At 65.2% G+C, this 12,816-nt stretch carries 3 protein-coding genes; all 3 read left to right on the top strand.

Annotated features, from left to right (window positions below):
- Positions 1 to 116 precede the first annotated feature (116 nt).
- Genes EO245_RS03765 through EO245_RS03755 form a run of 3 tightly spaced genes read left to right on the top strand, consistent with a single transcriptional unit; the run spans position 117 to position 12,811 of the window.
- Complete coding sequence (locus EO245_RS03765) at positions 117 to 10,667, top strand: DUF5801 repeats-in-toxin domain-containing protein (RefSeq protein ID WP_128891676.1); 10,551 nt, start codon at positions 117 to 119, stop codon at positions 10,665 to 10,667.
- Positions 10,668 to 10,698: 31 nt separating this feature from the next.
- Entirely contained in the window at positions 10,699 to 11,403 is a 705-nt protein-coding gene (locus EO245_RS03760; protein ID WP_234026952.1) for an OmpA family protein, read from the top strand.
- Positions 11,404 to 11,416: 13 nt separating this feature from the next.
- A complete protein-coding gene (locus tag EO245_RS03755) occupies positions 11,417 to 12,811 on the top strand; it encodes a TolC family protein (RefSeq protein ID WP_128891674.1) in 1,395 nt (464 codons plus the stop codon).
- Positions 12,812 to 12,816 lie beyond the last annotated feature (5 nt).

Below are 12,816 nucleotides of genomic sequence, written 5' to 3'. Positions count from 1 at the left end.
CCTGCTTGACGGAACCGGACAGTCTGTCGACCTCCCCAGCACGGGGGAACACAGCACACAAACGATCCTGCGACTGGGCGCGATTCCCGCGTCCAACGGATTGAGGCGTGTGCGATATGAACTACGAAGATCAGAACCGCGAAGCTTTCGAGAACGCAGAGGCCGAGGCCAATCTGCAGGATGAAAACCTGCAGGCGGAAAGCGCGCAACCGGGTGTCGGCCAGGGGCCGGGCATCAACCGCGTCATCCTGACGCCGGACGCGCAGGGCGTTCTCGCACTTCCGCCGGGCACCACGCTCGACGACCTCGAGGTGCAGGGCCGCGACATCGTCTTCACTGTCGACGGCACGACCTATGTCATTCCCGACGGCGCGATCTTCGTGCCCCAGCTGGTGCTCGAAGGCGTAGCGGTCCCGCCGCTCAACCTCGCCTCGCTCCTGCTGGGTGAAGATCTCGAGCCGGAGGCCGGCCCGGTCCAGAGCTCGGGCAACAATTTCGCCGAAGACAGCGGCCCGATCCAGGACGCCTTCGACCTCGGCAACCTCCTCCCCTACACCGAGCTGCTGTTCGAAGCGCCGGAAGACGAGGAGGTCATTCCCGATCTCGTCGACGAAGAGCCGACAGTCATCATCATCACGCCCGACAACCCGGTCGGCGCGATCGATGCCGCGGCAACCGTCGATGAAGCCGGCCTGCCCGAACGCGGCGACGAGCCGGAAGGCACCGAAGCTGCCGGCAATGGCGAAACGACCACCGGCACGATCAGCTACGAATCGCCCGACGGCACCGATGCGGTCCTGATCAACGGCGTCGAAATCACCACCGTCGGCCAGACCTTCGTCTCGCCCGACGGCACGCTGACCATCACCAGCATCGCGGAAGGCGCGATCGGCTTCAGCTACACGCTGGACGACAACCTTCTGGGCCGCACCGAAGACGGTTTCTTCACCGTCACCGTGCGCGACACCGACGGCGACGAGGCTTCGGCCACGCTGCTGATCCTCGTCATCGACGACGAGCCGATCGTCGCGGCCGATGTCGACCAGGTCCCGGCCGGCTCGCACGATCCGATCGACGGCAATGTCATCACCGGTGAAGGCACCGTCGACGAGAATGTCGACCAGGTCGGCGCGGACGATGCGCTGCTCACCTCGATCTCGAACTCTGCCGGCGACGAGGTTTCGTCCGACGGCACGATGGTGATCACCGGCGAATACGGCCAGCTGACCATCCAGCCGAATGGCAGCTACACCTACCAGCGCTTCGACGGCACGCCCGGCGGCGTCGAGGACGTGTTCACCTACACGCTCACCGACAGCGACGGCAGCACGGCTTCGACCACGCTGACGATCCAGATCGCCAACGCTCCGGTAACGATCATTTCGGTCCCGGAAATCGGCGACGGCACTGTCGTCAACGAAGAAGGCCTGCCGGCCCGCGACGGCGAATCGGAGGGTTCGAACGAACCGGCTCCGACTGAAGCGACCACCGGTACGATCACATTCGAAGCGCTCGACGGCGTGGCCGAAGTGAAGATCAACGATGTCGTCATCACCGGCGCAGGCCAGGTCATTACCGTTCCGGAAGGCACGCTGACGATCGTCGCTTTCGATCCGGACGGCGGCTCGCTGACCTATACCTTCACGCTCGGCGACAATACCGCGGGCGACGATACGTCGGTCACATTCACCATCACGGTCACCGATGTGGACGGGGACTCGGATTCCGCCCCCTTCACCATCAACATCGTCGACGACGAACCCGAAGCCGTCGACGATACCGAAGACCAGGTGTCGGAAAACGCGCCGGTCACGGTCGACGTTCTCGCAAACGATACGCCGGGCGCCGACAGCGTGCAGCCGGGTGACGTTGCAGCAGTCGCCGGCACGCTCACCGGCACGGGCACGCTCGCCTACAATGGCGACGGCACCTTCACCTACACGCCGGGACCGGCCGAAGAAGGCACGGTCACCTTCGACTACACGATCACCGATGGCGACGGCGACGTTTCGACCGCCACGGTTACGATCAATCTCGAGGACGATTCGACCCCGACCATCGCAGTCGAAGGCGATGACGACGTCGATGAAGCCGGCCTGCCTGCCCGTACGGGCGAAGCGGAAGGTTCGGATGCAGCCGGCAATGGCGAGACGGCCGAAGGCAGCATTCCGATCACCACCGGCGGCGACACGCTCGCCTCGCTCGTGATCAATGGCGTCAACGTCACCGGCGGCGGCCAGGTCACGACCTCGAGGGGCGTGCTGACCATCACCGAGACGTCGGGCAATTACACCTATAGCTACACGCTGAGCGACAACACGCTGTCCGATCCCGACAGCGACAGCTTTTCGCTCACCGTGACCGACAGCGACGGCTCGACCGCGTCGACCACGCTGGTGATCGACATCATCGATGATGTCCCGACCGCGCGCGACGATGGCGAAACGCAGGCGCAGGAGAATGCGCCGGTCACGATCGACGTCTTCGCCAACGACACCCAGGGCGCGGACAGCGTCCAGTTCGGCGACATCGCGCTGGTCGACGGCACGCTCAGCGGGACGGGCTCGCTCGCCTATAATGGCGACGGCACCTTCACTTACACGCCGGGACAGGCCGAAGAAGGCACGGTCACCTTCGACTACACGATCACCGATGGCGACGGCGACGTTTCGACCGCGACCGCCACGATCACCCTGCTCGACGATTCGCTGCCGACCGGCGGCGAGCGCACCGCGACGGTCGATGACGACGGTCTTGCCGGCGGCAACCCGGCCTCGACCGCCGGCGATATCGATGCAAACGATGGCGACGATGCAGCTGACACGAGCGAAGCCAGCTTCACCGGCACGCTCGCCTTCAACGTGTTCAACGACACGCCCGCGACGATCACCTTCGATGCCGCGCTGAACGGCAGCACCGCGATTGTCGGCCTCGAAGAGGTCACCTACACGGTTTCGGGCAGCACGCTTACGGCGACCATCAGCAGCGGGGCGCGCAGCGGGACCGACCTGTTCACGGTCGAAATCACGGACGCGGCAAGCGGCGACTACCAGGTCACCCTGCTCACCAACGTCCTCAATGAAGGTGGCCCGAACGATGAAGCGACCAACGCGGTTGCCTCGATCGACTTCACCGTCACCGACAGCGACGGCTCGTCCACCGCGACGAACCTGACGATCCTGTTCAACGACGATGCGCCCACCGCACTCGACGAAGACGATGCTTCGATCGCCGAAGATGCTTCGGCCCCGGCCAGCGTCGGCGGCAATGTGCTTGCCAACGACAGCACCGGCGCGGACGGCGGCAGTGTCACCTCGGTCAATATCGACGGCACCGACTATGCCATCGCCGCGACCGGCACGACGCCGGTCTCGACCGCGAAGGGCGACTACACCTTCGATGCCGACGGCAACTGGACCTTCGATCCGAACCCGGGTCTCGACCAGACCTCCGGCCCGGTCCAGGCAGGCTTCACCTACACGCTGACCGACGGCGACGGCGATACCGCCACCGCCTCGCAGGCGATCGCCATCACCGACGGGCAGGACCCGTCTGCCGGCGACGACATCTCGCTCACGGTCGACGACCAGAACCTGGCCAAGGGCAGCACGCCCGCCGGCCCGGATTTCGCGAGCGACGACATCGTCTTCACCGAGGGCTCGGACCCGATCGTTTCGATCGTGTTCGGCGATACCTCGGGTCTCGGCGGCGGCCTCACCTGGGTGCGCGTCAGCGACACGCAGATCACCGGTTCGGACGGCGGCCGCCTGGTCGTCACGCTCGACCTGTCGGTGACGGATACGACCGCCACCGTCACCGCGACGCTCAACGACAATTACGATGACCACCCGACCATCGATGTCGACGATCTGGCGGATCTCGGCTCGGTCGCTGTCATCGCGACGGATCTCGATGGCGATACCGCTACCGCTTCGGCTTCGGTCGGCGTGTCGGACGATCTTCCGACCCTCGACACCACCCCGCCGCAGGATTCCTCGCTCACTGTCGACGAGACGGACTTCGGTACCGATGCGAGCGCCAGCTTCGCCGGTCTGTTCACGCCGAGCTACAATGCCGATGGCCCGGGCACGGTCGACGGCTTCACCCTCGGCCTGGGCGATGGTCCGACCGGGCTGGTCGACACCGCCACCGGCAATGAAGTGTTCCTCTTCCTCGAAGGCGGCGAAGTCGTCGCCCGCGAAGGCACCGACGCTGCCGATGCCGCTACGGGCGAAGTGGTATTCACCGTTTCGGTCGACACACTAGGCACGGTCACGCTCGACCAGGATCGCGCTGTCGTCCACGCCGATGCGACCAATCCGAACGATCCGGCCGACCTTGCTTCGGCCGATCTCATCACGCTGGCCGCTACGGTCACCGACGGCGACGGCGACACCGACGATGCGACCGTATCGATCGGCAATGCGCTGCGCTTCCTCGACGATGGCCCCTCGATCACCGCCACGGCGACCGATGGCGACACTGTCACTCTCGAAACGCAGGACGCCGAGACCATCGGCGGCGCGTTCGATACCGCGAGCTCGTCCGCGAACTTCACCGATTCCTTCACGGTCTCGGCATTCGATTACGGCGCTGACGATGCCGGTTCGATCACCTGGGATTTCGAGCTGCTGCTCGAAGTTGCGGAAGGCGACGACAGCGGCCTCGATAGCGATGGCGCGGACATCTTCCTCTACCAGCGCGACGATGGCACGGTGGTCGGCTCGACCGCCGGCAGCGAGCCTGCGACCGATGATGCGAGCGTGATCTTCACCATCACGGTCGACGGCGACGGCATCGTTACCCTGACGCAATTTGCCGAGATCGATCACCCGCTGCCGGGCGATACGACGAATTACGACGCGCAGACGATCCCGCTTCCGACCGATCTCGTCACCCTGTCGGGCACGGCGACCATTACCGACCGCGACGGCGACCAGGCGGAGAGCACCGACACGCTCGATCTCGGCGGCAATATCCTGTTCGCCGACGATGGTCCGGAAGTGACCGTTACCGGCAGCGAAGCCAGCCTCACCGTCGACGAGACGAACCTCGCTTCCGACGACAGCGCGAGCTTTGCGGGCTCCTTCACTACGGACTTCGGCGCCGATGGTGCCGGTTCCACCGCTTACACCCTCGGCGTCTCGGCTCCGGGCGGGGTCGACAGCGGGCTGGTCGATGTTGCCACCGGCAACAGCGTCTTCCTGTTCCTCGAAGGCGGCCAGGTGGTCGGCCGCGAGGGTACGGATGCAACCGATGCAGCGACCGGCGAGCCGGTGTTCACGGTCTCGGTCGTCGCGACCGGTCCGACCGCTGGCACGGTCACGCTCGACCAGCTGCGCGCGCTGACCCATCCGGATGCGAACGATCCGGACGATCCGGTCTCGATCACGACCGACGGGCTGATCACGCTCACCGCGACCAGCACCGATGGCGACGGCGACAGCGACGATGCGAGCATCGGCATTGCTGCCAACCTCACCTTCAACGACGATGGTCCGGATGCGGACGACGACGGTCCGTTCGCCGTGGCGGAGGACACCCCGCTCACCATCACCACCGCGTTCGACAACGACACCGATGGTGCGGACGACGTCGACTACACCAACACCCATCCGGTCAGCGGCGTTGCGGTTACCACCGCTGCGACCAAGGGCGTGGTGGTCTACAACGACGACGGCACGTTCACCTACACGCCGAACGCCGGCGAGAGCGGTGCGGACAGCTTCCAGTACACGATCACCGATCGCGACGGCGACAGCTCGACCGCCACGGTCACGCTGACCATCGCGGAAGACTCAACGCCGACGATCACCGACACCGACCTGTCGGTCAACGAGGACGGCCTGCCGGCCCGCACGGGTGAGCCGGAAGGCACCTCGTTCGGTTCGAACAGCCACATCTCCTCGACCGAGAGCTTCGTCATCACCACGGGCAACGACACGCTCAAGACGCTCGAGGTGCAGGACAAGGACGGCAACTGGATCGATGTGACCGCCGCCACGGTCGGCACGCCGATCACGGTCACCGGCGACTTCGGTACGCTGACGGTGACCTCGGACGGTGCGGGCACCTACTCCTACAGCTACACGCTGGAGGACAACCTCGACACCCATCCGGACAACGACCCGAACGATGGCGACGGCATCTCCGATGCTGACGACACGCTGATCGGCGAGAACTTCGCCGTGCGCGTCACCGACAGCGACGACGACCAGGCAACCACCACGGTACAGGTCACCGTGCTCGACGATGCTCCGGAGGTTACCACCACCGGCAGCGAAGCCAGCCTGACGGTCGACGAGACCGACCTTGCCACCAATGACGATGCGAGCTTCGCCGACGCGTTCAGCACCAACTTCGGTGCCGACGGCTCGGCCGGTACGGTCTACACCCTCGGCGTCTCGGCTCCGGGCGGGGTCGACAGCGGGCTGGTCGATGTTGCCACCGGCAACAGCGTCTTCCTGTTCCTCGAAGGCGGCCAGGTGGTCGGCCGCGAGGGTACGGATGCAACCGATGCAGCGACCGGCGAGCCGGTGTTCACGGTCTCGGTCGTCGCGACCGGTCCGACCGCTGGCACGGTCACGCTCGACCAGCTGCGCGCGCTGACCCATCCGGATGCGAACGATCCGGACGATCCGGTCTCGATCACGACCGACGGGCTGATCACGCTCACCGCGACCAGCACCGATGGCGACGGCGACAGCGACGATGCGAGCATCGGCATTGCTGCCAACCTCACCTTCAACGACGATGGTCCGGATGCGGACGACGACGGTCCGTTCGCCGTGGCGGAGGACACCCCGCTCACCATCACCACCGCGTTCGACAACGACACCGATGGTGCGGACGACGTCGACTACACCAACACCCATCCGGTCAGCGGCGTTGCGGTTACCACCGCTGCGACCAAGGGCGTGGTGGTCTACAACGACGACGGCACGTTCACCTACACGCCGAACGCCGGCGAGAGCGGTGCGGACAGCTTCCAGTACACGATCACCGATCGCGACGGCGACAGCTCGACCGCAACGGTCACGCTGACGATCGCGGAAGACTCCACCCCGACGATCGATGATTTCGACATGATCGTGAACGAAGATGGTCTTCCTGCTCGTGGCAGCGAACCGGAAGGCACCTCGTTCGGCAGCAACAGCCATATCAACGCCAACGGGTTCTTCACGATCACGACCGGCAACGACACCCTTGCGAAGCTGGAGATCCAGGACAAGGACGGCAACTGGGTCGATGTGACAGCCGCCACCAATGCCGTGCCGATCACGGTCACTGGCGACAACGGCACGCTGACGGTCTTCTCCGACGGCGCTGGTAACTACACCTACACCTACACGCTCGAAGACAATCTCGACACGCACCCGGACAACGATCCGAACGATGGCGACGGCATCTCCGATGGCGCCGACATCATCACGGGTGAGAATTTCCCGGTTCGCGTGACCGATAGCGATGGCGATATCGCTACCGAAAGCATCGAAGTGGTCGTCCAGGACGATGCTCCGATCGCCAATCCGGACACCGACAGCGTGACCGAAGGTGCCAGCACCGGCGGCAATGTGCTCGACGGAACCGGCACGACGAGCGGCGCAACCGGTGCCGACGAGCCGGGTGCCGACGGGTATGGCGCAAGCGGCCCGGTGGTGGGCGTTGCAGCCGGCAGCGACACGAGCGCTCCGGTCAGCGGCGGCCTCGGCGGCACGGGTATCCCGGGTGCATGGGGCACGCTGATCCTCAATGCGGACGGCAGCTACACCTACTCGGTCGCTCCGGACACGATCGATGCCAACCAGACCGACACCTTCGTCTACACGATCATCGACGGCGACGGCGACCTCGTCACTACGACGCTGACGATCGACGTGACGGCAGTCACCCTCGTCGGCGACGACGAGAGCGTGACGGTCTACGAAGAGGCGATGGACGATGCTGCGACCGGCAATGATGTCGTCGCATCCAATGTCACCGGCTCCATGCCCAGCGAGACGACCGAAACGGCGACGGGCAATGTCACCGTGACCGGTGCGACCGAATACTCGATCGCGGGCGGCACGGTTGCCGGCGGGTTCACGACGATCGCGGGCACCTATGGTACGCTCAAGATCAACAACACCACCGGCGATTTCACCTACACGCTGACCGATCCGTTCACGACGAACCCGGCAGCGGACGACGGTGTGACGACCCAGCTCAACGCGGAAAGCTTCACCTACACCGCTTCGGATGCGAACGGGAACACGGTCGACGGGACGATTTCGATCAATATCGTCGACGATATCCCGCTGGCGGTCACCGCGTTCTCGGTGAATGTCACCAACGCGCCGGGCGGCATGAACACCGCGTTCCTCGACGGCGACAACGATGTCGACAACAACTACGGCGCGGACGGTGCGGGTGCGATCATCTTCACCGGCCAGAGCTACGGCACCGGCAACACGATCGATGCTCTGCTCGCTCAGGGCCTCACTTCGGGCCTCGTCGACCTCGAGTACACGATCAGCGGCGGCGGCACGGTGCTGGTCGCGACCAAGGAAAGCGACGATAGCGAGGTGTTCCGCATCGAGCTGCAGCCGACCGGCTCGGACGATCAGTACAAGATCACCATTTCGCAGCCGATCGACTCGCTTCGCAACGTCGATTTCAACGACGATGGCTACGACTTCGTCGGCGGCAACGGCGCATGGGCGGGCTTCAACCAGCCGCTCGTCACCGGCAGCCAGGATCTGCTGCTGACCCCGCTCGAAAACGGCGGAACCGCCCCGAGCGGAACCGAAAGCGGCACGGTCAACACGAACGCCAACGAAGGCGGCATCAGCGACGGCAACTCGGTGAAGACCGGGGAAGCCATGCGCGTCGACTTCGTGGTCGACCTGGCGGGCAGCCCTGTCAGTGGCGGCGACTATTCTGTCGGAGCGAACCAGAACCATTCGTTCGACGGTCACTACACTGCCAACGGTGCTTCGGCCCTGTTCACCGCCATCTCCGGCGGAACCAAGCAGAGCACGGTGCGCCTGACGGCTTCGGACGACAATGCGACGACCGGAACCGACGGCAATGACGATGTCGGCGACGGTGTGAAGGACATAATCACCGAAATCGCGATTTCGTATAACAACGACTCGCTCGATATCACGGCCAACGGCACCTACACGATCGGTGGTCAGAGCTTCACGGTCATCTTCGACCCGAGCGGGCATGTCGACGTGTCCGGCGTCGTTTCGGAGACGCGGATCGCTGCCTTCACTGCCGACGGCTACAACTCGATCGTCTTCGAGAATGTCGGCGGTCGGCCATTCAAGATCGGCGACTTCGGTACCGTGCAGGTTACCAATGACCCGGTTTCCTTCGACGTTCCGATCGCGATCCAGGACGGCGATGGCGACATCGTCCTCTCGGGCAACCTCGCCATCACGGCCCAGCCGGCTGCACCGCCGGTCGCGCTCGACCTCGATGGCGACGGCGTCGAATTCGTCGGCCTCGAAGCGGGTGTCGCGTTCGATTACGACGGCGACGGCGCGCCCAGCGCAACCGCCTGGGTCGGCAGCGACGACGGCATTCTCGTCCATGACGCGAATGGCGACGGCATGGTGTCGGGTGCTTCGGAGTTCGTCTTCGGCGGCGCCGGCATGAGCGACCTCGAAGCGATTGCCGCCAATCACGACGGCAATGGCGACGGCATGCTCGATGCTTCCGACGCAGCCTATGCGCAGTTCGCCGTGTGGCAGGACGCCAACGGCAACGGCGTGAGCGACGCGGGCGAGCTCGTCTCGCTGGCCGAAGCCGGGATCGTCTCGCTGAGCCTCGTTTCCGACGGCAACAGCTACGTCACGGCAGGCGGCGACGTGGTCGTCCACGGCCTCGCCTCGTTCACCAAGGCAGACGGCTCGACCGGAACGGCAGCCGATGCCAGCTTCCAGATCGGTGCAGAGCAGACCAATGCGCGCCGCACGGCCGAGGCTGCAAGTTTCGCCGCTGCAGCGGGCCTGTTCGGCTACCCCGACACCGGCCATGCGATGGGCGACCTGGGCGATGCGCGGATCGATGCGATGTCGGGCGACCTCAGCGTCTGGCAGGCCTGGGGCGGTCCGGCCGCGAGCATGGCGATCGAGCACTTCAGCCTCAGCAACTATCTCGTCTCGAACGGTCCGCAGCAGCTGGCCGAGATCACGAGCGAGACGCGCATGATCGACGACTGGTCGCTCGACCTTGCCCCGGCTTCGATGTTCGAGCTCAGCGATATCGGCGCGCCCGATCTCGTGCTCTCGAACGAGCCGTCGGGCCTGTTCGACGCGGTTCCGGTGTTCGATGCCGGCGTCCACGCAATCGCACCGTCGATGATGGATGCGCTGCTCACGCTGGAAGCTACCGGCATGGCGCAAGATGCGATGCTCGAAGGCCAGGGCGGCCAGTTCGGCATGCTGCCGGACGTCGGCCATCTCGTCGGCGAACTTTACGAAGCGCAGGGTGTCGATGCGATCATCGATGCACTGGCAGGAAATCCGGTCGGACCGGTTTCGTTCAATGCGATCATGAACAGCAGCGAAAGCGGGCTTCTGGACCAAGCGCCCGACTTCGGACCGATGTCCATGACGCCGTTCGAAACCTTCGACGCGGCAGACGACGCAGCGGCACTCGCTGCGGCGCAGGGGTAATGCGACATGCATGACAACATGGGGGACCACCATGACTGACTACAGGACAGCACTTGCACTGACGGGCCTCGCCCTCGGGGCCCTATCGGCGCCCGCGATGGCGCAGGACGGAGGCGATCTCATGTCGCTCGACGGCTCTGCACTGAGGGATGCGATCGATATGCGCTACCAGGCGGCGATCACGACCTCGAACGACAGCGCGATCGTCAATGCCGACGACCCGCGGTATCTCTGGGCGATCGACGCGAAAGCGCAGTGCGGTATCGCGCTGGGCTATCTCAAGTCGGGCACCAAGGATCCGGTTAGCATCGGCAAGTGCGACGATGCCTACCAGCGCATGATGATGGTGCCGCGCCAGCGCATCATCGAGAAGCCCGAGCCGACGCCTCAGCCCGAGTGCGAACGTCCGGTCATCGGAGCGATCTTCTTCGACTTCGATAGCGCAGTGCCGCCCGCTTCGGCGCGCGACACGCTGAGCTTCGTGCGCGGCAATTACCAGCAGTGTGGCTGGAACGCCTTCGTCGTCACCGGCCACACCGACCGTTCGGGCAGCGATGCCTACAACGACGGCCTTTCGCAGCGCCGCGCGCAGGCGATCGCCGACGAAATGGGCGCCATGGGCGTGCCCGCGAGCATGATCGAGACCCGTGCTCGGGGCGAAAGCGAACCGCGCGTGCCGACGCCAGACGGCGTGCGCAACCCGCAGAACCGCCGTGTCGAAATCGAAGTTCGCTGAGGGAGCAGGGACCATGAAAAAGACTTTCCTCAAGCTCGCCGCCGCCAGCCTGCTGGCCGGTACGTCAAGCGCCGCAATCGCGCAGGACGATGCCATCTCCATGCAGGAGGCCATTGCGATCGCCGTCGAGACCAACCCCGAGGTGATCCAGGCGCAGATGAATACCGAAGCCATCCAGTTCGAGCGTGAGCAGGCCCAGGGCCTCTATGCGCCGCGCGTGGATATCGAGGCTTCGGCAGGCATCCGCCGGCTCGAGAACAACACCCGCCGCACGCTCGGCATTGCCGATGACGAGCTCTATCCGATCGAGGCGCAGGCCAAGGCCGACTGGACGATCTTCGACTTCGGTCGTCGTCGCGGCGAGCTGCTGCGCCAGGCCTCGCGCGTCGATGGTGCATCGCTGCGCGTCGTCGAGCGTTCGGAGTTCGTCGCACTGCAGGTTGCAAGGCAGTATCTCGACGTGCTGCTCCAGCAGCGCATCTATGCCGCCTCGGTCGATAATGCCGCCTTCCACCAGTCGCTCGTCGGCGACCTGGGCAAAGGCGTCAGCCAGGGCTCGATCAGCGTAGCCGACCAGCAGCAGGCCGAAGAGCGGCTGCAGGCCGCGATCGTGCGCCAGGAAGAAGCGCTGCAGTCGCTCGAAGAGGCGAAGATCGCCCTTCGCGCGCTGACCGGCCTGACGGTCGACAGCGTGACCCTGCCGCCGAACCTTGCGGCCAACATGCCCAACACCAAGGAAGCTGCCGTGGGCCTTGCGCGCACGAAGAACCCGCTGGTGCGCGAGGCGATGGCCGATGTCGATGCAGCCAATGCGCTGGCCATGTCGGCCAAGGGCGATCTCTATCCGACCATCGGCGTCGACCTGACGGGCCGCATCGGTGACGATATCGACGGCTTCAGCGGCGAGACCAACGATGTGATGGGCCGGGTGTACCTGCGCTGGAACATCTTCGACGGCGGGATCAACCGCGCGAAGTACCAGGAAATGGTGCGCCGTGCCTCGCAGGCCCGCTTCCGTCTCCACCAGGTGACCCGCGAAGCGGAGCAGGACGTGCTCAATGCATGGACTGCGATGCAGTCGCAGCGCCGCGTGGGTTCTGCGCTGGAACGCCAGTCGCAGGTCAGCGACGACCTGCTGCTGTCCTATCGCAGCCAGTTCAACATCGGGCGGCGCTCGCTGCTCGACGTGCTGGATTCGCAGAATGCGCGCTACAGCACGCAGGTGCGGCGCGAGACTTCGCGCTTCTCCGAACTTTTCGCGCAGTACCAGGTCCTCGCCTCGACGAACCAGTTCCTCGACGCCCTCAGCATCGCGCCCGGCGCGGGTGCGGGCATGGAGGAGCGCCAGCGGTTCGACTACGGGCCGAGCCTGCCTGCCGAAACGCAGCGTCGGCGATACGCCGACTGAATGAG

The sequence above is a fragment of the Erythrobacter sp. HKB08 genome (assembly GCF_004114695.1).
Taxonomy (GTDB): Bacteria; Pseudomonadota; Alphaproteobacteria; order Sphingomonadales; family Sphingomonadaceae; genus Parerythrobacter_A.
The sequence above is the reverse complement of the archived record's forward strand: the minus strand, read 5'-3'. Positions and strand labels throughout refer to the sequence as shown.

What these genes read in the sequence shown, in the direction of transcription:
- EO245_RS03765 (WP_128891676.1), top strand. Translation starts at nt 117, where the DNA reads ATGAACTACGAAGATCAGAACCGCGAAGCTTTCGAGAACGCAGAGGCC.
- EO245_RS03760 (WP_234026952.1), top strand. Translation starts at nt 10,699, where the DNA reads ATGACTGACTACAGGACAGCACTTGCACTGACGGGCCTCGCCCTCGGG.
- EO245_RS03755 (WP_128891674.1), top strand. Translation starts at nt 11,417, where the DNA reads ATGAAAAAGACTTTCCTCAAGCTCGCCGCCGCCAGCCTGCTGGCCGGT.